The following is a 25,260-nucleotide window of genomic DNA, read 5'->3' as shown; positions in this document are numbered from 1 at the left end:
CGGGGCGCCGGGTCAACCGGGCTTTCAGGTGCCGAATGCTTTGGGATAGGTGAGTGTGCCGGTTTCCGGGCCGCCCTTCCCCAGTCTCAGCGCCATGAAATGCGGGCCAGACCAGGGCGCGCTGAAAGGCTTTGCCGCAGCTTCGCTGAACCCGAATTTGGGATAATACGTGTCATGCCCCAGCACGAAGACGAGGGTTTCACCCGCCCCTTCCAGCGCGGCGAGGCCAAGGCGGATGAGGCGCCCCCCAATGCCGGAGTTCTGTAGCTCGGGCAGCACGCTCATCGGGCCGAGCCCCACGCCCACCGGCGCGCCATCAATCCAGATACGGAAGAATTCGATGTGCGCGACAATCTCTATGTTACCGCTGGCGACGAGGGAGAGAACACTGTCGCCATCGGCATGCAGCGCGCGCGTGATGGCGCCCTCATCCGGGCCACCGAAAGCCGCATCGTTCACCGCCACGATGGCGTCAAGATATTCCGGGCGGAACGGGCGTATCCAGATGTCCATCAGCTGAAGATCTTGCCTGCGGGAAGGTGATTTCCGGCAAGGAAATCTCGCGCCTCCAGCGCCTTTCCGCCCGGCTTCTGAAGCCTCATCAGACGCACGGCGCGGCCATCGCCGCAGGCCACGGCGAGGCGGTCGTCGATGAGCGTGCCGGGAGGGGCCGGGTTCCAGAGGTCCGTCAGCTCACTGAAGAGAACCTTGAGCCGTACCGGCCCCTGCCCCAGATCGGCTTCACACCATGCGCCCGACGCAGGCGCGAGACCGCGTATCTGGCAATCGACTTCAGCGGCCGGTTTCGTCCAGTCGATACGCTGATCTTCGGCGCTGATTTTCTGAGCGTAGGTCATGCCCTCTTCTGTCTGGGGCACAGGCTTCAGGCTGCCGTCTGCCAGACCCGCCAGCGCGCGCGGCGCCAGCTCGGCGGCGAGCGCGGCCAGGCGGTCATGCAGGGTGCCGGCGGTGTCCTGTGGTGTGATGGGTGTGCGGACGGATTCCAAGACGGGGCCGGTGTCGAGGCCGGCTTCCATCATCATGGCGTCCACGCCCGTTTCGGTGTCGCCCGCCATGATGGCGCGCTGGATCGGCGCGGCGCCCCGCCAGCGCGGCAGGATGGAGGCGTGCATGTTGAGGCAGCCGAGGCGCGGGGCGTTCAGCACCGCCTGCGGCAGGATCAGGCCATAGGCGACCACAACTGCCGCATCGAGGTTCAGCGCCGCAAAGGCCGCCTGCTCTTCGGGCTTTTTCAGGGACTTTGGCGTGCGCACTTCGAGGCCACGCGCCTGCGCAAAAGCATGCACCGGCGTTGGCGTCAGTTTCTGGCCGCGCCCGGAGGGCCGGGGCGGCTGGGAATAGACGCAGGCGATCTCATGCCCGGCCGCGATCAGCGCTTCGAGCACGCCAAGCGCGATGCCGGGGCTGCCCATGAAGGCAATGCGGAGAGGCGGGGTTATTTGGTCTGGCATAGGCCAGCCTCATAGTCTCTCGCCGCCTGCGGGTCGAGACGGCAGTGGCCGATCAGTTGGCGTCTTCGCGGATGGCGCGGATCTTGGCCTTCTTCACCTTGTCGATGGCGCGGTCGCGCTTCAGGCGGGAGAGGTAGTCGATGAACAATGTGCCTTCGAGGTGATCCATCTCGTGCTGGATGCAGACAGCATAGAGGTCTTCTGCCCACTCATCCACTTGCTTGCCATCATAGTCCAGATAACGGATTCTGCACCGGGCAGAGCGCTCCACCTGGTCGAAAATGTCCGGAACTGAAAGGCAGCCTTCTTCATAAGGCTTCTTTTCCTCAATGGTTTCGAGGATTTCCGGGTTCACGAAATAGCGCGGCGCAGGCTCTTCGCCTTCGCGGGCCAGATCCATGACGATCACACGCAGCGGCACGCCGATCTGGATCGCGGCCAGGCCAATGCCGGGCGCGTCATACATGGTCTCCAGCATGTCATCCATGAGCGCGCGGATGTCATCGGTAACCCCGCCCTCAACGGGCTTGGACACCTGTTTCAGGCGCGGATCGGGGACGGTGAGGATTTCGCGTATAGCCATAAGCGTCAGATATGCACCCCATCCGCCAGCGTCAACGGGCGATCACTCTGCGGGAAGCTTCCTGGGCGGCTCCAGCGGCAGTTGGCCGGTATCGGGCGTATTTGCCCGCGCTTCGATGAGTTTGGCCTCCGGCGGCACCTTGCCGGGCGGGGCAATTTTCATGTCCTCAAACTTGCGCAGGGTCGGCAGCACCCGCTTATCGAGGGAGCCAAGCAGGCTGTTATAATGATCCACGGAGGAATTGATCGACTTGCCGAGCTTTTCCGTATGCCCGAGCAGTACGCCCATTCGCGTATAGAGTTCGGCACCCAACTCAGCGGCGGCCTGGGCATTTTCGTTCATTTCATGCTGGCGCCAGAGATGGGCGACCGTGCGCGCCAGCGCAATCAGCGTGGTGGGCGTGGTGACAATGACCGACCGGCTCATAGCCTTCTCGATCAGGTCCGGCGCCTGTTCCAGCGCAGCGGCAAAGAAGTTCTCGCCTGGAATGAACATCGCGATGTAGTCAAAACGGTTGCCCAGATTTGACTGATAATCCTTGGACGCCAGCGTGGTGACGTGCCGCTGCACGCTGGTGGCATGCTGCTTGAGATGGGCGAGGCGCTCTGCCGGATCGTCGGTATTGGTGGCGGCCATATAAGAAGCGAGCGAGACCTTGGAATCGATCACGATCTGACGGTCACCCGGCAGGCGGATGATGGCGTCGGGGCGCTGGCGGCCTTCTTCGGTGTCGTCATGCACCTGCTCGCTGAAATCGCAATGGGCCGAAAGGCCGGCCTGTTCCATGACATTGCGAAGGGTCATCTCGCCCCAGCGCCCGCCGCCCTTGGGCGCGGTCAGCGCGTTGACCAGTTTGCCGGTTTCGGCCGTATTGCGGTGCAGGCTCTCGCCGATGGCCTTTACCTGTTCGGACAGCAGCGACTTGTCTTCGATCCGCACCTTCTCAAGCGCTTCGACCTTCTGCCGGAACGTCTCGAAATTCTCGCCGATGGGCTTCATCAGCTCTTTCAGTTCGCCCTGGGCCCCTTCCCTGTGGCGTTTGAAGGTCTCTTCGGCACGTTCCAGAAACATCGTATTGGCGCGCGCCAGAACGCCTTGCGCCAGTTCGCCGAATTTGCGCTCATCTTCGGCGCTGCGCGCCTCGGCCGCGGCGAGTTTCAGCTGTGCGTCGCGCGCCACGGCATCCAGCGTCTGCTCCCGCTGACGCAGCCGGGCGACTTCATCCTGCGCCCCGTCCCGCTCCGCCAGCAGCCTCTGACGCTCCAGCGCCCCGCCCTGACGGGCTTGCCAAAGGTAAATGCCCAGCCCCACTGCGATCAGCAGCAGACCAACATGGATCATGTCGAGTGAGAGCGATCCGATCGTGACGACAGGCGGCATCGAGTGTCCTTCAAATGACCCTCAAGGAACATAATCGGAACGGATATGCGCTGTCTACACCTGTGAGGCGAGCGATGCCCGCGCCACAGGTGAATTTCACAGCCCAAAAATCAAGGGTTAACGCGCGCGCTCAGCCCTTTACGAAACCGGCAAGCCGCTTGGTGATGATCTCTTCGGCCTCGGCCATGATCCGGTCGATCAGTTCCTTACAGGTCGGGATGTCATAGATGAGACCCGCGACCATGCCGCAGGACCAGGCGCCCGCATCCATCTGTCCGTCGAGCATGATCTTGGGATAAACGCCGGCGACTTCCTCGATGATGTCCTCGAACTTGATGTTGGAACCGAGCTCCTTTTCCTTCTGCAGGAGACGTTCAACCGCCGGATTGGTCAGCACACGCTCGGTATTGCGCAACGGGCGCATGACGAGGCGGGTGTCGAGTTCAGACGCGGCAACAAGGGCCTGCTTCACATTTTCATGCACCGGGGCTTCTTTCGTCGCAATGAAGCGCGTGCCCATGTTCATGCCTTCTGCGCCCAGCGCCATCGCGGCCACCAGCGAGCGGCCATCGGCCATGCCACCCGAAGCGATGAAGGGGATTTCAAGCTCGTCCATCGCGCGCGGCAGAAGGATGAAGTTTGGCACATCATCTTCACCGGGGTGGCCGCCGCATTCGAAGCCATCAACCGAGACCGCATCACAACCGATTTTCTGGGCCTTCAGAGCGTGGCGCACGGCAGTACATTTGTGGACGACCTTGATGCCATTGTCCTTGAGGACCGGAAGCACCTGAACCGGATTGTTGCCGGCGGTCTCGACCACCTTCACGCCGCCTTCGATGATGGCTTTCACATAGCCGGGATAATCGGGCTGATTGACCGAGGGCAGGAAGGTGAGGTTCACGCCGATTGGTTTGTCCGTCATGTCGCGGCAACGCGCGATCTCGTTTGCGAGATCAGCGGGCGTGCGCTGGGTCAGCGCGGTGATGATGCCGAGGCCGCCCGCATTGGAAACGGCCGCCGCCATTTCGGCAAATCCGACAAAGTGCATGCCGCCCTGCACGATCGGGTGCTTGATGCCGAGCATTTCTGTGATGCGGGTTTTCATGGGGTGTCCTCCAGAAGGCTTGTTCGCTGGTGCCATCCTTGAACATCGCAGCCGCCCGCCGCAAGACTGTCATTGGGGAAACTGTGGGCAGAGGCGGTTTTGTGGGGGTATGCGCGCCGCATGGGTGTGCCCCTCGCCTTTACCACCAGCATTGCGAGCGCCGCAAAACAGTTCTACCCCAGAGCCCTGCCGACAGATGGAGCTCTCATGAAAATCGCCCTCCCTCTCCTCTCGCTTGCGGTGCTCGCCGCTTGCCAGACCGCATCCCTTCCCGCGCCTCAACCTGAAACCGTGGCCATGGCGCCCGATCAGACATCGACCGCCGAAGCGTCTCCGTCCCCCGGCGAGCAATGGCTTCTGGGCTCTGCAGAAGCCCGCATCATCATGGTGCAGACCTGGAACGAGATCGCCGGCTATGTCGAGGCGCAGGCCGCTGCACGCCCTGAAAACAGCGTCATCCTCGCGCCGGGCGCCACCGCTGAGGCTCCCGAATATCTTGCCTGCGGGGACCGGCCCCTGGCCGCCGTGTTTGACGCGGATGAAACGCTGATCTGGAATACCGGCTCTACCGGCGCCTTCCGCCGGGAAGGCATGGCGTTCGACCCCGCCATCTGGAGCGACTGGGAGCGCACCGGCGCGGGCAAGGCCGTTGCCATTCCCGGCGCGCTGGATGGCCTCGCGCGCATTCGTGCAGCGGGCGTGGAGGTGATCGTGAACACCAACCGCGAAGCGGTGAACGCCGAGGGAAATACCGAAACCCTGCGCGCTGCGGGTCTGGGCGACTTCGTGCACGGATCAACGCTTTTCCTGAAGGGCGACACGCCCGGCGGCTCGGCCAAGGATGGCCGGCGCTATGCGATTTCGGAAAACTACTGCGTAATCGCGCTGGTCGGCGATCAGCTGGGCGACATCGCGGACATCTTCAACGATAAATCCCTGCGCCCGGCGGGGCGCCTGGAACTTTCCCAGGCGCCGGGCTTTGATGCGAAGTGGGGCAAGGGCTGGTTCCTGTTGCCAAACCCGCTCTATGGCCCGTCGATTGACGGAACGATGGACGAGATTTTCCCGCCTGAAACCTATTGGACGCCCACACAGAAGGAATAGCCCCATGATCCTGTTCGTACACGGCGTACCCGATACGCCGGTTCTCTGGGACCCTCTGGTCAAGGCGCTGGGGCTGAAGCCCGAGGACTACCGCGCACCAGCCCTTCCCGGCTTTGGCACCGGCAAGCCGCCCGGCTTTCACAGCACCAAGGATGAATATGCCAGCTGGCTGATCACCCAGATGGAAGCGGCTGGCGGCAAGGTTCACATCGTGGGGCATGACTGGGGCGCGCTCCTCACTCTGCGCGTGGCAAGCCTGCGGCCCGACCTCGTTAAAAGCTGGTGCGTGACCAATGCGGTCATTGACCCGGAATATTCCGGCCACAGAACAGCGCGCATGTGGGCCACGCCGCTGCTGGGCGAGTTCGTGATGTTGAACATGCGCAACAAGGCCCGCCTCATTGAGGGATTAGTGCAGGGCGGCATGCCGCGCGAACTGGCAGAAGTGGAAGTACCCCATATCGACAAGCAGATGCGCCAGTCGATCCTCAGCCTTTACCGCTCGGCCATCGGCCTGCGCTTCAGCGGGCATTGGGTGGAGGACCTCGCCAACCTGCCCAAACATGGCCAGCTTTTCTGGGGCGAGAACGACCCCTATGTGGAACTGCCCGTAGCTGAGCGCTTCTCGAAACGTCACGGAACAGCGCTGCATGTCGAACGCGGAACCGGCCACTGGGCCTGCCATGACCGCGCAGAAAACTTTGCAGGGGTTTTGAAAGCCCTATGGCAAAAGGCCGGCTGAGAAAGCCGGCCTCTACCATTCCATCACGCGGCTTCCTTGCCGCCGATGCCGGCCAGTTCCTGTTTGATCCGCTCCGACAGCTGTCGAACCGTGAAGGGCTTGGGCAAGAAAGAGACCGCGCGGTCGTCCAGCTGCTGGGCAAGGTCGCGCTCGGCATAGCCTGAGATGAAGATCACACGGGCATGGCCGAGCTTGTCCTTGGCTTCCCGGATCAGCGTGGGGCCGTCCATACCGGGCATAACCACATCCGAGATGATGAGATCGAAGGAGCCTGGCATGTCAGTGAGGATGTCCAGGGCCTCCTCGCCGTCGCACGCCTCTTCCACCTCATAGCCGCGCTGGCGCAGATGGGTTGCCGCAATGGAGCGCACACCGTCTTCATCCTCGACAAGCAGAATACGTCCGCGCCCGGACATGTCCATCGGGCGGACGACAGCTTTGGCCTGTTCGGCCATATCGGAGGCTTCAGGAATGTCTTCTGCCGCGAGCGCAGGCAGGTAGATATAGAAGGTCGTGCCCTTGCCCACCGCCGAGACCGGGCAGACATACCCGCCCGACTGTTTGATGATGCCATAGACAGTTGCGAGACCGAGACCGGTTCCCGAGCCCTGTTCTTTCGTGGTGAAGAAAGGCTGGAAGATCTTGTCGAGCAGTTCGCGCGGCATGCCGGTGCCGTTGTCTTCAACTTCGATCAGCAGATATTCGCCATCCTCGACATAGTTGAAGCCCATTGCATGGGCATCCTTGCCGGTGGAGCGCGCCGTCCGGATAACCAGCTTGCCGCCATTGCGCTGCGAAATCATCGCGTCGCGGGCGTTTGTGGCAAGGTTGATGATCGCTGTTTCCAGCTGGTTCTTGTCTGCCTTGATCCAGGGCACGTCGCGGCCGTGTTTCACGTCCAGCTCAACCCGTTCATCCAGCACCTGACGCAGCAGGATCGAGAATTCCGACAGGAAGTCCGTGACGTTGAAGATTTCCCGCTTGAAGGTCTGCGCGCGGGCATAGGCCAGCAGCATACGGACAAGCTCACGGGCCCGCGAGGAAAACTCGTGAATCGATTGCAGGTATTCATAGGACGGATCACCCACAGGGTGGCGCGTCATCAGCTCTTCATAGTTGAAGATGATGCCCTGCAGAACGTTGTTGAAGTCGTGCGCCACCACGCCGGCCAGCTGGCCGATGGAGCGCATCTTCTCGCCATGGGCGAGGCGCGTTTCCAGAAGGCGCTGCTCGGTGATATCGATGATATAGGCCACCGAAGGCCGGCCGGTTGAGTTCAGTGTCACGAACACATTCACATGCCGCGCTTCGTCACCGGCAGTCTTCAGCGCCACCGGCTTGTCGATCGCGTCGACCAGAAGGGTGGCGAGTGTTTCCTCGCCCTCATCCGAAACAAAGAGGTCCGAGAAGCGATTGCCCGGCGTTGCCCTTCCGCCCGTCATTTCCATCAGCGCACGGTTGGCATCAAGAATAACAGCGCCATCAACGCGGTCCCCGTCCAGACGCACAGCGCCGAAGGGCGCATCGTCGAACATCGGGTCGCCATCCGGGCGCGGCGGGCGCGAAGCGGCCTGAAGCGCAAAGCGCTCCTCTCCGCCGTTGAGCACCTGGGGGCTTGCCAGCACGATCGTGCGGCCGGCAGCATCTGCCCCGCGGCCCGACCAGCTGGTGATTGCCTGAACCGGAATCTCCACCCCGTCGCGCGCACGGAGCTGAATATCAGCCCGGCCCGGCGCGCCGGATTTGCGGTCGCGCGAGAGCATCTTCACGAATTCGGGGCGCATGATGTCGTCGGTGCGGATGTTCTTGGCTGTCTCGGGCAGGCCGAGCAGTTCACGCAGCCAGGAGTTGGCATAGGTGATGGTGCCGTCCGGCTTGGCGGCAAAGAAGCCCATGGGGGCGTCTTCAACATACAGCGATTTGAGGTCGGCCGCGCCGGTCGCCTCGATCTGGCCGGCGATCCGGCGAATACGCCAGAGGACACGGCCGCGGGGCAGCGGCGAGACGGAAACTTCAAACTGGGCGGGCACCTGTTCCGGGCCAAGCGCCAGAGGTGGCAGCACTTCACGGCGCTGCGTGCCAGCCTTGGCTGACTTCGACAGGCGGTAAACGGGCGCGGCAAGGCCGGGATTGGCGCCGAACAGGCGGTCAACGGTCACCGGGCCGGATTCTGCTGTGCCCGCAATCAAGGCGAGCCGGGTGAGATCGGAATAGGCTTCGTTGGCAGCGACAGGCGCGCCGCCCGGATCAGTGACCAGCACAGCCTCGTCCAGCGCTTCAATCCAGGGGAAGCGCGGCGCGGTGGCATTGGCGACGCGGGCTGCAGCGCCTTTTTCGGGGAACAGGCCGATGAACCGGCCAGCGCCCCGCACGGTCCAGAGCAGGAAAACCAGCCCGCCCGACGCCATGGTGATCAGCAGGATGGAACCCGTCGCGCCCGATGCGTTCGGCCAGGCCAGCGAAATGCTGGCCGCAGCGATGGACAGCAGCAGACAGGCCCAGAAGCCCAATTGCAGGAAATCGACGCGCCGGCCTTCTTCGCGTTCCCCTGCTTTGGCAGGATCAGCATCCTCGCCGGGCTTTGCCGCCGCGAGTGTCAGCTCTAGGGTGTCCGCATCAATACTCATGGTCTACCGCCATTCCATTTGGCCCGCGAGACCGTCCGGTACGGCCACGCCATATGCGAGGCTGGCATCACGCAACTCGATGCCAAGCCGTCACTAGACTACCAGTTCTCGCACGGCAAAGGTTAACGAACCCGAAAAAGCCGTTAATACAGACTGAGCAATCTTCCCCAACTGAACAGGATTCGGCTTACCATGGTATCTCGTCCGATCGCGCTTCTCGCTGCCGCCCTTCTCATCGCCTCGTGTGGCACGCCGGCTCACCGCGAACCGCGCGTCCCGGAATATTCCGCCGAAGTGATCGCTGCCGAATCCGAGCGGCTGAACGCATGGTTCGAGCAGACCTTCGAAGCCGCCCTCGCCCGCGACCCCATGCGCCTGACCATGCTGGGCCGCCGCGACCGGTACGGGGAATGGACCGACCCTTCCCCTGAGTTCGAAGCTGAAACGCTGGCCCTGCAACAGGCCAGTGTTCAGGAAATGAAAGACACGTTTGATTTCAACAAGCTGGACAGCCAGGCCCAGCTTTCCTGGCGGTTGGCGGTGTATGAACTTGAACGCGCAGAGGCGGACGCCGCGTTCCCTCACCACAGCTACACCTTCAACCAGATGTTCGGCGTCCAGTCCGCAGTCCCCGCTTTCCTCATCAACCAGCACAAGGCCACCAGCGCAGCAGATCTCGACGCCTACATTGCGCGGCTTGAAGGCCTGCCCGCCTATCTCGGCCAGCATGTCGAAAACGCCAGGGTGTCTGCCGGAATGGGCATTCAGCCGCCGTCCTTCGTGTATGATTATGTCCTGACAGACGCGCAGGGCCTGATAACCGGCCACCCCTTCTCCGGCGCGGCCGATGGCAGTGCAGACAGCCCCCTGATGTCAGATTTCCGCGGCAAGACGGCCGCCCTTGTCACCAATGGCACGCTGACCGAAGCGGACGCCGAAGCGTTCATCCAGCGCGCCGAAGCAGCGCTCATATCCTCCGTTGGCCCCGCCTACACCGGCGCCATTGAGGAACTGACCCGCCAGCAACTCAACGCCACCGCCGATGACGGCATCTGGAAGCTGCCCGACGGGGCGGACTATTACGAAACCCGCCTCAAGGCGATGACGACCACAGACCTTACCGCCGAAGAAATCCATCAGATCGGCCTGGATGAAATCGCCCGCATCCATGGGGAAATGCAGATCATCATGGAACAGGTCGGCTTTGAGGGCGATCTGCAGGATTTCTTTCAGTTCATGCGGACTGATCCGCGCTTCTACAAGCCGGAAACACCGGAAGGGCGTGAGGAATACCTCGCTGAAGCGCGTGAAGCGATTGCGCGCATGGAAGGAGACCTCCCCAGCCTCTTCCACACTTTTCCCAAGGCCGGCATGATTGTGCAGGCCGTTGAGCCCTTCCGCGAAAAATCCGCCGGCAAAGCGTTCTACAGCCGCCCAGCCCCCGATGGCAGCCGGCCAGGCGTCTACTACGCCAACCTTTACCGCATGGCCGATATGCCGACCTATCAGCTGGAAGCCCTTGCTTTCCATGAGGGCATTCCCGGCCACCATATGCAGATCGCCATTGCCCAGGAGCTGGACGGCATCCCCAGCTTCCGCAAATTCGGCGGCTACACGGCCTATTCCGAAGGCTGGGGCCTCTATACCGAGCTTCTGCCCAAGGAAATCGGTTATTATTCCGATCCGTATTCGGACTTTGGCCGTCTTGCCATGGAGATCTGGCGCGCCGCACGTCTCGTTGTTGATACCGGCATTCACTCAAAACAATGGACGCGCGAACAGGCCGTCCAGTATCTCATGGACAATACGCCCAACCCGGAAGGTGACTGCCGCAAGGCCATCGACCGCTATATCGTGATGCCGGGCCAGGCGACCGCCTACAAGATCGGCATGCTGAAGATCGTCGAACTGCGCGACCGTGCGCGCGCAGAGCTTGGCGAGGCCTTTGACATCCGCGATTTTCATGATGTGGTTCTCAAGGATGGGGCCGTCCCGCTGGCTATCCTCGAGGAGAATGTCGACGCATGGATCGCCGAGTCAAAACCCGTCTGAACAGACGGCACCTGAAGGCGGGCGCGGCCCTCGCGCTCGCCATGATGGTGCTTTCAGGCTGCAACACGCTGACCAGCGCGCTTCTCGCGCCAAAAATCGACCCGGTGGCAACCCGCCTCGCGCCGGGCGATTTTACGCTGGACACCAAGCATGCCGCGCTCGTCTTCCGGATCAATCATCTGGGCTATTCCGATTATATCGGCCGGTTTCACCGTTTCGAGGCGAGCCTCAGCGGAGACCCGGCGGCCCCTGATGAGGCGCGGATCGAAGCCCTTATCGACATGACCTCGCTGGACATCGCCAACCCTGAGTTTGCAGAAGAATTGATGGGGCCGGACTGGTTTGACGCCGGCGCGCATCCCCAGGCCCTCTTCCGCTCAACGGCGATCAATCAGGTCAGCGACACCGCCGCGCAGATAACAGGTGATCTCACGCTCAAGGGCATAACCCGCGCGGTAAGCCTCACCGCACAGCTCAATGGCAGCGCTTATGATCCGTTGCGCCGCGCCGAAGTGATCGGCTTTTCCGCCACGGGCGAAATCAACCGGGCAGATTTCGGTATCGACCGGTTCTCCGGTCTGTTGACCGAGACCGTCCGGATAGAGATTGAGGCTGAGTTTATCCGGCAATCGCCGGATTGAGCGCCCGCAGGGCCGGGCCGCGCTTGGAAATGCGCAGCGCCATGCGGTTGCCCTTGCGCCCGATCTGCGCTTCTGCCGCAACATCGCCGTCCAGGCCGCCCGAAAGCAGCTCTACAGGCTGATCGGCCGGTACGCCCAGCAGCAGGGTCACGCCTGGCCGCAAGCTCGTCAGCCGGGAAATCGGCATCTCGACCCGCGCAACACGGGCCGTCATCAGAACGGTCAACGCCCCGGAGGCATGCGCGCCTCTGGTAGGCGCGGCCTCTGCCTCGGGGGCTTCAGCCAGAAAAGGTTTCAGCACAAGCAGGCGCGCGGGCCAGTCTGCCCCGCCAGCCCGAACCGAAAGGGTAATTTCATAAGCAACGCCGGGCGCGGCAATCGAGGCGGCAAACAGCGGGTCGGTCTCAACGCCGGCAAAGCCAAGGCCCCGGCCGATAAAGGGGGCCAGCGGGCGGGTCAGCCCCTCGACAAGGGCAAGGTCAATCGGGCTCAGCGCCTTGGGCTGGCCATTGGGAACCGGCCCGCCACAGGCGGTCTCGATCATGATCTGGGCAAGGCCTGCCCCGATGACCAGCATCGCCGCCACATCGCCATCGGCGCCGGAACAGCAGACAATCGCCTGCCCCGGTTCGTCGCGGGCAGAAACCGCCTGAGCCAGGCTGGCCGGCGACACGCGCTTGACGCTGAAGGCTGCCGCGAGCCCGCAATGTTCGCGCATGGCCCGTGAGAGCCGCGCGGAAATCCGGCGCGCCGCTTCTTCGCGGGCTTCGCCCTGGGCTGGCGGCGCGGGCGTGAATTCCTGCACCAGCTTCGGCGCAGGCACCGCTTCGGGCTCCGTTTCAGGCAGATCGTCCATGTCCGAAAGGTCAGGACGCAGCAGCATCTCGATTTCGGCTGCCGTCAGCACGCCGCGCGAGGCCGTCCGGGGCCGGGTGGGCTCGATGGGTCCGCGCATGGGCGGGGCCTCCGTCATGATGCGGCGCCGAAGCCTGGGTGAAACGTCCCAATCATCCTCCGCCTGCTCCGGCGCGGATGCACTCTTCAGGGAAGAGGCGGGGGACATACTCATGCTGCCTAAGTCGCCCGGAAAAGGTTAACGGCGCGTTAGTAACTTCGCAGGCGCCGCAATTATTAACAGCAAGGGGCAGAAGGATTCACTCAAGTCTGCGAATTTTTACCCTCTGCTCAGTCCTTGGTAAGCGGTGATTCGGAACTCTGGGGCATGATGTTCGTGCGGCCAAAGAAGCTCGTAACAACATCCGCCAAAGGCGTGGGGAAGATGACTGGAAAAAAGGCGGCACTCCGATCTGGAGAGCCGCCTTTTTGCTGTCTGCTTTGTGTCAGAAAGACCGGACTAGTCGTCCCGCAGGGTGCGCTCCTTGCGCTCGTGGCGCTCCTGGGCCTCAAGGCTCAGCGTTGCGGTCGGGCGCGCTTCGAGGCGGCGCAGGCCGATCGGCTCGCCCGTCGCTTCGCAAAACCCGTAAGAGCCGTCATCAATACGGCGCAGGGCGGAGTCGATTTTCGAGATCAGCTTGCGCTGGCGGTCCCGTGTGCGCAGCTCTAGGGCTTTGTCGCTTTCGGCCGAGGCGCGGTCGACAATGTCGGGGAGAGAGCCTGACTCGTCCTGAAGATTGTGAATGGTCTGCTTGGCGCCGTCCAGGATGTCGGCCTTCCAGGCTTCCAGCAGCCGCCTGAAATAGGCGAGTTGCCGCTCATTCATGAACTCTTCGTCTTCCGAGGGGCGATAATCGTCTGAGAGGTCGATACTCAAGGCAGACTCCTTCTCTCGTTTGCGTGCCATATAGAGCGGACCTCGATTCACTGCAATCTCCGAGACTGCGGTAGTAAATCCTGCAATATCAGACAATTACGACAATAACGTGCCAAAACCCTGTCTTAAGGCAATTCCATGCCCCACAATGGGCGTTCTGCACAGTGCAAGTTGCACACCACCCCTTGATCTTTTTTCCCCTGGCACGCTCTATGGGCAGCCTCCCCCACAGTCTGCCCAAAAGGGTAAAATCGTCGGAATGGCCCGCCAACGGAAAGTACAATCCCGCAAAGCGGGCTGGATGCTGGCGGTGATGTTCAATTCCCTGCTCATCCTTCTGCCTGTGATCGGCGCGCGCGCCGTGGCAAATGCCTATGATCAGGACCTCACCTCCCGCGAAGGTGCCGCCGAAGCGCTCCAGCATGCTCACGAAAAGTTGTTGGATGAGCTGACAACAATCGGCCCGCGCGACGAGGACAGCAAGCTTCCCTACTGGCAGGACCGAATCATTGCCGAGCTGGACGCACGCAACATGCCCGCCGTGCGCGGCTATCTCCTGGCCGCCCCTCAGATTCTCGGCCGCGAGCTCGGCGAACAGATCCGTGTGCGGGCAGAAGCCGAAGTTACCGGAACCCCGGACGAGCGCTTGATTCGCGCCGCTATGCAGAAGCTGCCTGAAACGATCGCCGCCCGGATCATGGAAACGGAACGCTACAATCCGCCCGCGGCCAGCCCGGAGATAGCGCCGCCACTGGAGGAGGCTCCGATCACCGCAGAAGAAGCCGCCCCGGCCGATAGCTCTGAAGCGGTGCCGGATGAGACTGCCACCGCTGAAGCCGATGACGCCGCCCAGGCCGCTGCCGATCCCGCTGCGGTCGAGGAACCTGTCGTCCTTCAGGCCAATGTCCGCAGCGAAGACGAGCGGCGTTTCCAGACACTTGGCGATTATGCCGACCTCTCCAACATGTCTCAGAACTGGATCGAGGGAGATCGCTCCGATGAGCTGGTCGTCAAGCTGACCGGCCTCGGGCTCGTCCAGCAGGATTACAGCGACGGCCTGTCAGATGCAGCTGCCTTGTCTGTCTCAATCCTGAAGTCCGCCCGCCGGTCCCAGCGCCTGACACCCAGCTTCTCTGCTTATCTCGAAGATCACGTTGACGCCGCCCTGCCCGATGAAGCGCTGGAACCGGCGCTCGAAGAGGCCTTCAGCGATCTGGCCACCACCGAAATGCGGGCCGAGCGGGTGCGCACCGCCTATGCAGCCTCCATCGACCAGTCCGGCCTTGGCCCTCTGGAAGGGGATCTCGACCAGATTCAACGCCTTGCCGCGCAGACGAGCCCTGGCGGCGCGCTTACGATCCTGGCGGTAATTGAAGACGGCACGGATCTTCAGCGCGCGCGCCTGCTGGCCGAAGCGGGCGGCGAACGCTTCATCGTTCTGGTTCGGGAGCGGGGTAAGGAGTCTCTGAAGATCGCCGACGCCGGCATCAGCTGGAACCGCAATACCGTGCTGGAAATCATGAGCCTGACGGCTGCCGGCATGCTGCTGTTCTGGGTGATGCTCTCAACCGTCCGGCTCTACATCAAGCTGCCAAAGCCGCGGGCCGAACCGCAGGGCACCTGACAAGCCTCAGCCGATATTAAACGCGCCGCGGATGCCATCGAGGATGAGCTGAGCCGAAAGCGCCGCCAGGATAACCCCGAGAATCCGCGTCAGCGCCCCGGCCACGCTCGCGCCCATCAGGCGAACGATCGGCGTTGCCAGCAGAAAGATAATCAGCGTGATCAGGAGGTTAGCTCCGATCGCGGCAAGCACGACGCCCTGATGGGCAATGCTTTCCGCTTCCGTCATGTAAAACATCGCCGTGGCGATCGATCCAGGCCCGGCAATCATCGGAATGCCCATCGGGAACACCGACACGTCTTCCGGCTCCGGATCATTCCGGTGTTCTTCGAGCACTTCATCGGCGCGCTGTTCCCGCCGCTCGGTGCGCTTCTCGAACACCATGTCGAGCGCGATCAGGAACAGCAGAACGCCGCCGGCCGCCCGGAAGGCATCGATGGAGATGTGCATCGCATCGAGCAGCCAGGCGCCGCCGAAAGCGAACAGCAGCATGATGATCGTCGCCACGAAGACGGACTTGTACGCCATCTTGCGGCGATAGGCCGGTGAGCCCTTTGCCGTCAGCGTAGCAAAGATCGGCGCCACCCCCGGCGCATCAATCAGCACGAAGAAGGTTACAAAGGCAGCGGTAAAAAGAGAGATCAGTTCAGGCGACATGGCGCGGCGCTAGGCTTTGCGTGCCGCTGCGTCAAGTATCTCCCGCACGGCCGGGGCCACCTGAAGCTCGCGGGTTATGCCCTTGAGCCGCGATAGATCAGCGCCTCCCGAAGCAAGCGCCAACAGCATCTTGTGTCCGCGAAGACGCTGGAGAAGGCCTTCATTGCCCCGCGGGCTGTCCGCCCTGGCAATACGTCCGCTGCCAAGATCAACGGCAAGGTCCTCGCCTGCCCCCGCTTCCAGCTTGCGGATTGCCTCATCCAGGCTTGAATTTGCCTCAGCGCGCAGGCTGCGCGCCGGGATCTGGTTGCCATCGGCCATCATGCGGCCTCCGAGCTCAGCGCCGGCATCAGCTTCCGGCACCGGCTGAGCGCCTTGTAGAGATCGCCGGCAACCACATCGGCAGAAATCTGCAGAACATCCTCGCGGGCGTCCGGCATTTCCGCGATCAGCCCGGCAAGAGCCTCGGCGGTTTGCGTGTAGAGCGGCCCATCGACCTCACCGAGCAGGTACATCTGCATCACGGCAAAGTAGGCCCGCTCAACCGGCGTCGACACATCGGACGGCGCCAGAATATCTTTTTCCCGCAGGATACGCGCCTGGGTTTCGAGCAACAGCACGCCGCGCCGGTCGCCATTGCGAACGACAGCGCCATTCACAACGAAGGTTTCGCCAGGCTTGAGAGAAAGTTTTAACGGCATACGCGTCCGGCCCCCATGGTGCGGATTGTGTCAAATTCACACAAAGGCGTTAACGCTTGCTTTCCAAATGTTTACGGGAGGTTGGGAGCCATGCGCCCGTCAGCCGGGAGCAGTTGGATCATAAGGTCTTGTCCGGCCTCTTCGGGCCAACCGGACCGGCCAGCCTACCTGAAACCGGCGCGACGCTTAGCGTGAAGCTTGAGCCTCTGTGGCGGCGCGCATGGCATATTCCTTTTACCACAGCTTTGCCTTTCCCTTAAGGAAATTCGATGCCGCGCTGCAGCAGTTTCCTTCAGGTCAGCGCTTGCCCATGCCCCGCGCGGCCTTATTGTGCAAAGCCAGCAAACAGATTGAAGGGACGAGGCGTATGCGCTTTGAGGGCACCAAGGATTATGTCGCAACAGATGACCTGCGTGTGGCCGTCAACGCCGCCATCGCTCTGGAACGGCCGCTGCTGATCAAGGGCGAGCCGGGCACGGGCAAAACCGTTCTCGCCATCGAAGTCGCCAAGGCGCTGGGCTCCGAGCTGATCGAATGGCACATCAAGTCCACCACAAAGGCAAATCAGGGCCTTTATGAATACGACGCCGTTTCCCGCCTGCGCGATGGCCAGATGGGCGAAGAGCGCGCCAAGGACGTCAAGAACTACATCAAGAAGGGCAAGCTCTGGGAGGCGTTCACCGCCGGCAAGCGCCCTGTCCTGCTGATTGACGAAATCGACAAGGCCGACATCGAGTTCCCGAACGACCTCCTGCAGGAACTCGATCGGATGGAATTCTTCGTCTACGAAACCGGCGAGACGGTGAAAGCGATCCAGCGCCCGATCGTCATCATCACGTCCAACAATGAAAAAGAACTGCCCGACGCGTTCCTGCGCCGCTGCTTCTTCCACTTCATCAAATTCCCGGACGAAGTGACGATGCGTTCGATCATTGATGTCCACTATCCCGGCATCAAGAAAAAGCTCGTCGGCGACGCGCTCTCCACCTTCTACGCCATGCGCGAACTGCCCGGCGTGAAGAAGAAGCCATCGACCTCCGAGCTGCTTGATTGGCTCAAGCTCCTCATGAATGAGGACATCGACCTGGAAACGATGCGCGAGAAAAATCCCGAAGCGCTCACCCCGCCCCTGCACGGCGCGCTGCTGAAAAACGAGCAGGATGTGGCCCTGTTCGAACGCCTCGCCTTTCTCTCCCGTCGTCAGGATGGCGGCGGAAATTCCGGCGGCGGCCGGCGCGGCCCGGCTGGCTGAGGCAAGCCCGTTCAAAACAATCGAAAAGCCGGGGCCTCGCTCCGGCTTTTTGCTTTTGGCGGATCAATTCATCGCCGCGCGCGTTGGTCCTGGAAGAAAGCCAAACAGTCAGGGAGGCACCCCATGTTCGTTGCCGTCTATTGGTGGCGTGTTCATCCGGGCAAGGAAGACCAGTTCCGCAAGGCCTGGGTGCGCGGCACAGAGCTTATCCGCCAGCGCTATGGCAGCTATGGCTCGCGCCTGCATCAGGACAGGGATGGCCGCTTCGTCGGCTATGCCGAATGGCCCGACGAGGAAACCTGGCGCAAGGCGTATGACCAGAAAATGGTCTATGACGAGCCTGAAACCCGCGCGGCATTCTCCGATGCCGTCTGCGAAACTCCGCCCGGAAATGATCCGGTTTTCACGATGGAAGTGACCGACGACCTGCTCGACCGGGCAGAAGACTAACGCTCAGCCCAGCGCCGAATCATGCGCGTTGGCGGCGCGTACATAGTTCATGTCTTCCCGGCTCTTGAGAAAATCGGCCATCTTGGTCTTGTCGGTGCGCTCGTCCCACCAGGTTTTCCAGGCCATGAATATCCAGCCGACATGGAACAGGCATCCGCCCGTGATGGCGACCCAGCCCGGTATCGGCCCGATATGCGCCCGCCGGAACAGCTGCTCCCAGGAGGTCACATCCACCGGATGAATGGCAATCTTGGCAAAATACGCCGCGCCGAGAATGGCGAAGATCCAGCCATAATTCCGTCGCAGCCGCCGGCCGATACAGCGCAGCATCGAAATCCGGTATTGCGGCTTCTCATAGTCGTCCGACAGCGCCGTGCCCCGATCAATTCGGATCTTCGTCCCTTCCCCGCGCAGGATCGGCACATAGAAAGCAATCTCGATCACCCGCGCCCGGAACCGCCAGACATAGAAAAACCGGTAGCGCCGCGCTTCCAGCATCAGGAACACGATGCACAGCATGCCCACCAGCACGATCGGAAAGGGCGAGGCGCGCTCATTCGCAAATGCCACCGACAGGCCAATGCCGGTAGAGATCACGGCCCAGTTCGTTGTCTGATCAAGACGCTGCCGCCAGACCGTCGAACGATAGACTTCGGCGCGGTAGAGGTGCGACAGCGCCGTCACCTCGGAAGGGCCGCAGAGGCCTTCAGCGGGGGGAAGTTCGTGGTCGGCTTCGGTTTCGTCCATGGTATCCATACACAGACCCTATGCCTCAGGAATGTGACCGGGAAAAGTCACGCTGCTCCAAACGCGGCAATCAGCCCGCGCAATAGCCCCGCTTCAGAATGGGCCCATAGCCTTCCAGCACATGGCGCACGAAGGTCGTATCGTCCGAGCCATCGCCCTGGCGTATCTGCGGCGCCAGCTTGCCGGCTCCGCCGGTAATCCGGGCACGCCACAGCTCATAGCGGATGGACTCCGGCGCGGCCGTCCGGTCCCGTGCCCGGTCAAACTCATCCAGCTTGCAATCCTTCATCATCTGCTCGGCCAGCACATGGCTGAAGGAAGCGCGCTCGAAATCATCCTGGCTGAATTGCCCGATCGTGCCGGGCTTGGGCACGCCTGCGAAGGAAAACATCATGTCGATCAGGCGCAGGCGCTCCATCGGGTTTGGCGCCAGCTCAATCGCCGCCCCCATGATCTCTGGCCGGCCCATGTTCAGCGGCGCTTCACCCAGCCGCGCCTTCTGGAAAAAGCCTTCCCAGCCATAGGCCGCAATCGCGCCCTCTGCCTGTTCCCGCGCGAAGTCCGGCGCCGGCTCGCGGACCGGCGTTTTCCCGAGCCGCATCTGCCATTTGGAGGCGAGCATTTCGTCCTTCAGACCGCGGGTCGTCTCGGCAAATGCCGGTTTCAGGCGCGTCTGCTTGTCAGCGGGCAACAGGGATGCTGCCTGCCACGCCGCTTCCAGCATGCAGTTGGCTTCCGCCGGGCCGGCGCAATCGGCCTGAAAGGACATACCCTGCGGCACCATCTGCGCAGGCGCCATCTGAGCAGGTGCGGGGCCAGACGGCGCCGCCGTCGCAGCGCACGCGCCAACGGCCAGAAAACACGAGAAAAGAGCCACCCGAAGCATGTCTTTTCCTAACCCGGCCCGGATGAACCGCAAATGACCACACTTTTCCCAGCGTCAGCTTGGACAGATGGCCCCATGAGGGTTATCTTCTGGTTTCGAGAAACAGAAAGGCCCTGCCGATGTTCCTGAATTTCTTCAACGAGCTGCGTGCGGCGAAAGTCCCGGTGACGCTGAAGGAATACCTGATGCTCATGGAGGCGATGGACAAACAGGTCATCGATATGGAGGTGGAGGACTTCTACTACCTCTCCCGCGCCGCCCTGGTGAAGGACGAGCGCAACATCGACAAGTTCGACCGCGTCTTCAGCCATGTCTTCAAGGGGCTCGACACGCTGGGCGATGCCGTCAACGTGCAGGACCTGCCCGAGGAATGGCTCAAGAAGATGAGCGAGAAATTCCTCACCAAGGAAGAGATGGCCGAAATCGAAGCCATGGGCGGCTTTGAAAAGCTCATGGAAACGCTGAAAAAACGCCTCGAGGAGCAGAAAAAGCGCCACGAGGGCGGCAACAAGATGATCGGCACAGGCGGCACCTCGCCCTTCGGCGCCAATGGCTACAATCCCGAAGGCGTGCGCATCGGCCAGGACAAATCCCGCCACCGCCGCGCCGTGAAGGTGTGGGACAAGCGCGAATTCAAGAATTACGACGACAAGCTGGAACTCGGCACGCGAAATATCAAAGTAGCCATGAAGCGCCTGCGCAAATGGGCCCGCAAGGGCGCGCCGGACGAGCTGGACCTTGACGGCACGATCCGCAACACCGCCCGCAAAGGCTATCTGGACATCGAAATGCGCCCGGAAAAGCGCAACACGATCTCTGTCCTCCTGCTGCTCGATGTCGGCGGCTCGATGGACCCGCACATCCGCGTCATGGAGGAGCTGTTTTCTGCCGCCCGCGCCGAGATAAAGAACCTCGAATACTTCTACTTCCACAACTGCCCCTATGAGGGCCTCTGGCGCGACAACCGCCGCCGCATGAACAACCGCATCCCCACCTGGGACGTGCTCAACAAATATCCGTCCGACTACAAAGTCATCGTCGTGGGCGACGCCACGATGAGCCCCTATGAAGTCACCTATGCGGGTGGCTCGGTCGAACACTGGAACGAAGAAGCCGGCGGTATCTGGCTACAGCGCTTCGTGGAGCGCTACCCCAATTTCGTCTGGCTGAACCCGACCAAGGAAGGCGCCTGGGAATATACCGGCTCCATCAAGCTCATCCGTGAACTGATCGGCCCGGACCGGATGTTCGAGCTGACCCTCGCCGGCCTCGACGAGGCGATGAAGGAACTCAGCCGCTAGGCAGCGATATTCCCCCGCCGATCCCATCGGCGGGGGAAGCTGCCGCTATTGGTACTCGCTACAGAATTCCGGATTATCCGCCGCATCGCCAAACCCGCAGCCCCGGCGGATTTCGCCGCGGATCATGTCACAGCTGTTCTGCGCGTTGCAGGGCGGGCGCGTGGCCGGCGAAATCGCCAGGCATTGATCCACCAGAACCTGCGCTGCCTCTGCGCCCAGCTCATCGGTGCAGGTACCAGGCTCCGCCGCCATCTCAGAGTCTGCCATATCCTCTGCCGGCATCTCTGGAGCCGGCGTCTCAGGTTCGGCCTCCGGAACAGCAGGCTGCGCCGCCTCAGAAATTGGCGCAGGCGCTTCCTCCGGGGCCGGGCCGCAGGCCGCCAACAGGGCAAACGCGAACAGGGGCAAATAGCGCAGACGTGTCATAGAATTCTCCTCCATCAATCTCACAACGCCCAAGGCATACGGAAGTTTCCTGGCGATCCGCCCAGAATCGCAGCTTTCTCGCGCCCCCGCCAGCCCTGCCCCGCCCGCGTCAATAATTTCGTTTGACGCCGCCCGCGCCTTGCTGACAGTCCCGCGCATGACCGACACCGCGCCCGCCCGCCTTCCCGGCAAAAACGCTTTCTTCTTCGTGCTGGTGACGGTCTTCATCGATCACCTCGCCTTTGGCCTGATCATCCCGGTCCTGCCCACGCTGATCCAGGATCTCGCCAACGTGCCCGCCTCCGGCGCCACCCTCTGGATCGGCGGTCTCGCGGCCACCTATGCCGTGATGACGTTCCTGTTCGGCCCGCTGATCGGCGCCCTGTCCGACAAGTTCGGCCGCCGCCCGGTCCTGCTCGTCTCGATGGCGATGCTGGGGCTCGACTTTCTGCTGATGGCGCTGGCCCCCAACATCTGGATACTCTTCCTCGGCCGCGCGCTCGCGGGCATATCGGGCGCCACCTACTCAACCGCCAACGCCTACATTGCCGATACGACGACCCCGGAGGAACGCGGCCGCGCCTTCGGCTTTATCGGCGCCTCCTTCGGCCTCGGCTTCATTTTCGGCCCGGTGATCGGCGGCCTGCTCGGCGAGCTTGGCCCCCGCATACCCTTCTTTGCCGCCGTGGGCCTCGCCTTCCTCAACTTCCTCTACGGCGTATTCGTGCTGCCCGAATCCCTCCCCAAGGCGCGCCGCCGCAATCTGAACCTTAAGCGCGCCAACCCCCTCGGCGCCGCCCGCCACTTCTCAAAGCTCCCCAAAGTCTCCTGGTTCCTCATCGCGAGCGGCATTTTCTTCCTCGCCCACACAGTCTTCCCTGCCACCTGGTCGGTGCATGGCGAGATCCGGTATGACTGGTCGCCCATGCAGATCGGCCTCTCGCTCGGCCTCGTGGGCGTCGGTGCCGCCACCGTCCAAGCGGGCCTCATGGGCTTTATCCTCAAACGCCTCGGCAGTGTGCGCACCATCATGTTCGGCTATTGCGTCACCATCATCGCGATGACCGGCTTTGCCTTTGCGGGCCAGCCGCTCTTTGCCTATCTCATCATCCCGTTCAGCGCGCTCGGCGGCGTCACCATGCCCGCCGCCAACGCCCTGATGTCCAGCCTCACTCCGCCTGACGCGCAGGGCGAGCTGCAAGGCGCTGCCTCCAGCCTCAATGCGCTGGGCATGATCATCGGCCCCCTGATCATGAGCGGTGCATTGTTCAGCTTCTCCCGCGAAGACGCGCCTTTGCAATTTGGCGGCGCAGCATTCCTGCTCGCGGCCATTCTCACTGCGCTGGCGTTTCTGCCCTTCCTGCGCGGGGTCGCCGCCAACCGAGACGTTCTGCCCGCCGCAGCGCCCTGATCAGGACGCCGCCGCTTTACCGGGCTTTTCGGGCACGTTGTCTTCAATAGGTTTCCGGCGATCTTCCACAGGTTCGGTCTGCGACATTACGGGCTTCAGGCTGAGATGTCCGGCGCTGACAATCCGGTCGATAGACATCGGCCGGCCAAGCAGGAAGCCTTGCGCCTCATCGCACCCCTCAAAGGTCAACATGGCCAGCTGCCCGGAATTCTCGATGCCCTCAGCGAGCACCGGAATTTTCAAGCTGCGGCCCAATGCCAGCACGGCCCGTACCATGGCGGCGGTCTGTTCGTTGGAGTCCACATGGTCGATAAAGGACTTGTCGAGCTTGATCTTGTCGAACGGAAATGCGCGCAGGGTATCGAGCGAAGAATAGCCCGTTCCAAAATCATCCAGCGCAATCGTCACGCCCATGCCTTTGATCTGGCGGAGCATATGAAGCGAGCGCTCCTTGTCCGCAAAGATTGCGGTTTCCGTCAGCTCAATCTCCAGCCGATTGGCCGCAAGGCCAGTCTCGACCAGTATTTCAAGGATCACTTTGGGCAAATCGGCATGCGCGAATTGCAGGGGGGAAACGTTCACCGCGACCTTGTAAGGCGGCAGCCAGCTCGCCGCTCTCGCGCAGGCCTTGCGTAGCACCCACTCTCCAAGCTGCAGGATCAGTCCATACTCTTCCGCAATCGGAATGAACACTTCCGGAGATATATCTCCATGCTCCGGATGCTTCCAACGAACCAAAGCCTCGTAACCCCGGATGTCTCCCGTGGAAACAGATTTCTGAACCTGAAAATGCAGGTCCAGCTCATCGCGGTCAAATGCCTGCCGCAAATCGTTGGCAAGATTTTTCCGCTTCCGGACGACCTCATCCATGGAAGGATCATAGAAGGCGACATTTGTGCCCGGTGTCGACTTTGCGCGATACATGGCGAGGTCTGCATTTCCAAGCAGAGCGTTCTTGTCTGTGGCGTCATCAGGATAGATCGACACACCCAGGCTCGCGCCGGGAGTCACATGGAATTCGTCCAGCGCAATTGGCTCATAAAGGGCCGCTTCAAGACGCACGAGAAAGTCTGAAACGTCTGCGCCATTTTGCATCCGCTTGACGGCCGCAAACTCGTCTCCGCCCAGCCGGGCAACAAATTCTCCTTCGCGCAGCAACGCGCGCATGCGTGCCGCAAGCGTTCGCAGCACATCATCGCCGGCTCCATGACCCCGTAGATCATTGATCTCCTTGAAGCGGTCCAGGTCGATGCCGATCAGGGCTACTTTGAGCCCCCGCGCCTTTGCGGTGTCGATCTCATGATCCAGGCGCCCTGTGAAACTCACCCGGTTGGGAAGCCCTGTAAGGCTGTCAGTCACCGCCATATGGCGCAGCTGTTCATACGATTCGCTCCGTACACGTGCATCAATCAGATAGCTGGCCACGCCGGCGCCGATGATCAGGAACCCGACTCCTGCGATCGCGAATGCCAACGCCTTGACAGCGTCCTGCATAGGCTCAGCGAGAACCACGCCGAGGGGCTCGAAATGCGATGCGGCCATGCCCGTGAAGTGCAGCATCACGATGGCAGCCACAAGAAACGCTGCGGCTATAATCTGCTTTCGCGTATTGGCAGCGCGCAACATCAAATGAACGGCGGACGCTGACAGGAAAACAGAGAAGATGATCGAAAGAGCCAGAAGCGGCATATTCCATGTCACAATACCCTGCACGGAATAACCCATCATTCCTGTGTAGTGCATCGCCGCTGTTCCAAGCCCGACGATTGCGCCCCCCAGGAGCGGCGCGAACTTCATGCGCGCTGTAGCGAATGAAAAACCGGCCGCGGCACCAATCATGGCAACGATCAAGGACAGAATGGTCAGTATAGGATCAAACGAAAAAGGCACACCGGGATCAAAGCCGAGCATAGCAATAAAGTGCGTGCACCAGATCGCCGCTCCGGCCGCCACAGCCGTCAGGATATGCCATCCCACACGCTGGGCTCCGGAAACACCGGCCGCGCGCCGGAACAGTTGCAACGTCACCCAGGAGCCCGCAAGGCAGATGAGAGCCGCCAGAAAGACGAGGCCAAGATCATGGTGCCAGATATGGTGCTCAAACAATCCATCGCGTCCGGCGGGATGGATGCCCTCATGCCCGCTCAGCACGGACAGACTTCCATGATATGTTGTCATCAGACAGGGCTCCAGCATTCTGCTGGAACCTGTTTGCCGCACAAGGGTTACCGCCTTGTTAGTTCAGGCGCCACAGGAATTTCTACCTTAAAAAGCAATTTATTTTTCTGAGAGAAAGTACAGATGCTCAATTGAGGGCATCTTTTC

At 61.8% G+C, this 25,260-nt stretch carries 24 protein-coding genes; 9 read left to right on the top strand and 15 right to left on the bottom strand.

What is annotated here, in order from left to right; all coding sequences use genetic code 11:
* Window positions 1-24: 24 nt before the first annotated feature.
* From HNE_RS02565 to HNE_RS02545, 5 genes are all read right to left on the bottom strand, one after another.
* The gene (locus HNE_RS02565; RefSeq protein WP_011645544.1) at window positions 25-513 is read right to left on the bottom strand and encodes a GNAT family N-acetyltransferase; all 489 of its coding nucleotides are present in this window, start codon (window positions 511-513) and stop codon (window positions 25-27) included.
* Window positions 513-1,472 (bottom strand): methionyl-tRNA formyltransferase, encoded by a 960-nt coding sequence (gene fmt, locus HNE_RS02560; RefSeq protein ID WP_011645543.1) that lies wholly within the window; start codon window positions 1,470-1,472, stop codon window positions 513-515. Before fmt ends, HNE_RS02565 begins: the two co-directional genes overlap by 1 nt.
* A 52-nt stretch (window positions 1,473-1,524) precedes the next feature.
* A complete protein-coding gene (def, locus tag HNE_RS02555; RefSeq protein WP_011645542.1) occupies window positions 1,525-2,055 on the bottom strand; it encodes a peptide deformylase in 531 nt (176 codons plus the stop codon).
* Window positions 2,056-2,097: 42 nt separating this feature from the next.
* Entirely contained in the window at window positions 2,098-3,435 is a 1,338-nt protein-coding gene (gene rmuC, locus HNE_RS02550) for a DNA recombination protein RmuC (RefSeq protein ID WP_011645541.1), read from the bottom strand.
* A gap of 130 nt (window positions 3,436-3,565) precedes the next feature.
* Window positions 3,566-4,543, bottom strand: a complete 978-nt coding sequence (locus HNE_RS02545; protein WP_011645540.1) for an NAD(P)H-dependent flavin oxidoreductase — start codon at window positions 4,541-4,543, stop codon at window positions 3,566-3,568.
* A gap of 207 nt (window positions 4,544-4,750) precedes the next feature.
* On the opposite strand from HNE_RS02545, the gene HNE_RS02540 reads away from it, so the two are divergent.
* Window positions 4,751-5,647 (top strand): 5'-nucleotidase, lipoprotein e(P4) family, encoded by an 897-nt coding sequence (locus HNE_RS02540; protein ID WP_011645539.1) that lies wholly within the window; start codon window positions 4,751-4,753, stop codon window positions 5,645-5,647.
* 4 nt (window positions 5,648-5,651) lie between these two features.
* Entirely contained in the window at window positions 5,652-6,389 is a 738-nt protein-coding gene (locus HNE_RS02535) for an alpha/beta fold hydrolase (protein ID WP_011645538.1), read from the top strand.
* Between the two features lie 23 nt (window positions 6,390-6,412).
* Here the strand turns inward: HNE_RS02535 and HNE_RS02530 are convergent, their stop codons facing one another.
* Window positions 6,413-9,016 carry a response regulator gene (locus HNE_RS02530; RefSeq protein WP_011645537.1) on the bottom strand — a complete coding sequence of 868 codons (2,604 nt, stop codon included), beginning with the start codon at window positions 9,014-9,016 and terminating at the stop codon, window positions 6,413-6,415.
* A gap of 192 nt (window positions 9,017-9,208) precedes the next feature.
* On the opposite strand from HNE_RS02530, the gene HNE_RS02525 reads away from it, so the two are divergent.
* Both HNE_RS02525 and HNE_RS02520 read left to right on the top strand, forming a co-directional pair.
* Window positions 9,209-11,068 (top strand): DUF885 domain-containing protein, encoded by a 1,860-nt coding sequence (locus HNE_RS02525; RefSeq protein WP_011645536.1) that lies wholly within the window; start codon window positions 9,209-9,211, stop codon window positions 11,066-11,068.
* Window positions 11,041-11,709 carry a YceI family protein gene (locus HNE_RS02520; protein WP_011645535.1) on the top strand — a complete coding sequence of 223 codons (669 nt, stop codon included), beginning with the start codon at window positions 11,041-11,043 and terminating at the stop codon, window positions 11,707-11,709. The genes HNE_RS02525 and HNE_RS02520 overlap by 28 nt, the downstream gene beginning before the upstream one ends.
* On the opposite strand, the gene HNE_RS02515 is transcribed toward HNE_RS02520, so the two are convergent.
* The gene (locus HNE_RS02515; protein WP_011645534.1) at window positions 11,687-12,664 is read right to left on the bottom strand and encodes a FliM/FliN family flagellar motor switch protein; all 978 of its coding nucleotides are present in this window, start codon (window positions 12,662-12,664) and stop codon (window positions 11,687-11,689) included. The genes HNE_RS02520 and HNE_RS02515 overlap by 23 nt on opposite strands.
* A 399-nt stretch (window positions 12,665-13,063) precedes the next feature.
* Window positions 13,064-13,510 (bottom strand): RNA polymerase-binding protein DksA, encoded by a 447-nt coding sequence (gene dksA, locus HNE_RS02510; RefSeq protein WP_049754997.1) that lies wholly within the window; start codon window positions 13,508-13,510, stop codon window positions 13,064-13,066.
* A 229-nt stretch (window positions 13,511-13,739) separates the two neighbouring features.
* Between dksA and HNE_RS02505 the strand changes: the two genes are divergently transcribed.
* Window positions 13,740-15,104, top strand: a complete 1,365-nt coding sequence (locus tag HNE_RS02505; RefSeq protein WP_148205787.1) for a hypothetical protein — start codon at window positions 13,740-13,742, stop codon at window positions 15,102-15,104.
* Window positions 15,105-15,110: 6 nt separating this feature from the next.
* Here HNE_RS02505 and HNE_RS02500 read toward each other — a convergent pair whose 3' ends face one another.
* The 3 genes from HNE_RS02500 to flbT are packed head-to-tail and all read right to left on the bottom strand — an operon-like array spanning window position 15,111 to window position 16,462.
* A complete protein-coding gene (locus tag HNE_RS02500; RefSeq protein ID WP_011645531.1) occupies window positions 15,111-15,761 on the bottom strand; it encodes a MarC family protein in 651 nt (216 codons plus the stop codon).
* A gap of 9 nt (window positions 15,762-15,770) precedes the next feature.
* Window positions 15,771-16,082, bottom strand: a complete 312-nt coding sequence (locus tag HNE_RS02495) for a hypothetical protein (RefSeq protein WP_011645530.1) — start codon at window positions 16,080-16,082, stop codon at window positions 15,771-15,773.
* Complete coding sequence (gene flbT, locus HNE_RS02490; protein WP_011645529.1) at window positions 16,082-16,462, bottom strand: flagellar biosynthesis repressor FlbT; 381 nt, start codon at window positions 16,460-16,462, stop codon at window positions 16,082-16,084. The genes HNE_RS02495 and flbT overlap by 1 nt, the downstream gene beginning before the upstream one ends.
* Before the next feature lie 367 nt (window positions 16,463-16,829).
* On the opposite strand from flbT, the gene HNE_RS02485 reads away from it, so the two are divergent.
* Together HNE_RS02485 and HNE_RS02480 are read left to right on the top strand one after the other, a co-directional pair.
* Entirely contained in the window at window positions 16,830-17,714 is an 885-nt protein-coding gene (locus HNE_RS02485; protein ID WP_011645528.1) for an AAA family ATPase, read from the top strand.
* Window positions 17,715-17,837: 123 nt separating this feature from the next.
* The gene (locus HNE_RS02480) at window positions 17,838-18,164 is read left to right on the top strand and encodes an antibiotic biosynthesis monooxygenase family protein (RefSeq protein ID WP_011645527.1); all 327 of its coding nucleotides are present in this window, start codon (window positions 17,838-17,840) and stop codon (window positions 18,162-18,164) included.
* A gap of 3 nt (window positions 18,165-18,167) precedes the next feature.
* Here HNE_RS02480 and HNE_RS02475 read toward each other — a convergent pair whose 3' ends face one another.
* Both HNE_RS02475 and HNE_RS02470 read right to left on the bottom strand, forming a co-directional pair.
* Entirely contained in the window at window positions 18,168-18,920 is a 753-nt protein-coding gene (locus HNE_RS02475) for a DUF2270 domain-containing protein (RefSeq protein ID WP_011645526.1), read from the bottom strand.
* A gap of 61 nt (window positions 18,921-18,981) precedes the next feature.
* Entirely contained in the window at window positions 18,982-19,797 is an 816-nt protein-coding gene (locus HNE_RS02470) for a hypothetical protein (protein WP_035590201.1), read from the bottom strand.
* A gap of 119 nt (window positions 19,798-19,916) precedes the next feature.
* Here HNE_RS02470 and HNE_RS02465 point away from each other — a divergent pair, with 119 nt between their 5' ends.
* Window positions 19,917-21,098 (top strand): vWA domain-containing protein, encoded by a 1,182-nt coding sequence (locus HNE_RS02465; protein WP_011645524.1) that lies wholly within the window; start codon window positions 19,917-19,919, stop codon window positions 21,096-21,098.
* A gap of 45 nt (window positions 21,099-21,143) precedes the next feature.
* On the opposite strand, the gene HNE_RS02460 is transcribed toward HNE_RS02465, so the two are convergent.
* A complete protein-coding gene (locus HNE_RS02460) occupies window positions 21,144-21,524 on the bottom strand; it encodes a hypothetical protein (protein WP_233351977.1) in 381 nt (126 codons plus the stop codon).
* 157 nt (window positions 21,525-21,681) lie between these two features.
* Here HNE_RS02460 and HNE_RS02455 point away from each other — a divergent pair, with 157 nt between their 5' ends.
* On the top strand, window positions 21,682-22,935 hold the full coding sequence (locus HNE_RS02455) for a TCR/Tet family MFS transporter (protein ID WP_011645522.1): 1,254 nt from the start codon (window positions 21,682-21,684) through the stop codon (window positions 22,933-22,935).
* Here HNE_RS02455 and HNE_RS02450 read toward each other — a convergent pair whose 3' ends face one another.
* Window positions 22,936-25,113 carry a putative bifunctional diguanylate cyclase/phosphodiesterase gene (locus tag HNE_RS02450; RefSeq protein ID WP_011645521.1) on the bottom strand — a complete coding sequence of 726 codons (2,178 nt, stop codon included), beginning with the start codon at window positions 25,111-25,113 and terminating at the stop codon, window positions 22,936-22,938.
* Between the last annotated feature and the right edge of the window lie 147 nt (window positions 25,114-25,260).

Source organism: Hyphomonas neptunium ATCC 15444 (assembly GCF_000013025.1).
GTDB classification, from domain to species: domain Bacteria; phylum Pseudomonadota; class Alphaproteobacteria; order Caulobacterales; family Hyphomonadaceae; genus Hyphomonas; species Hyphomonas neptunia.
Note: the sequence above shows the minus strand (reverse complement) of the source record. Positions and strands in the feature narration are given on the sequence as shown.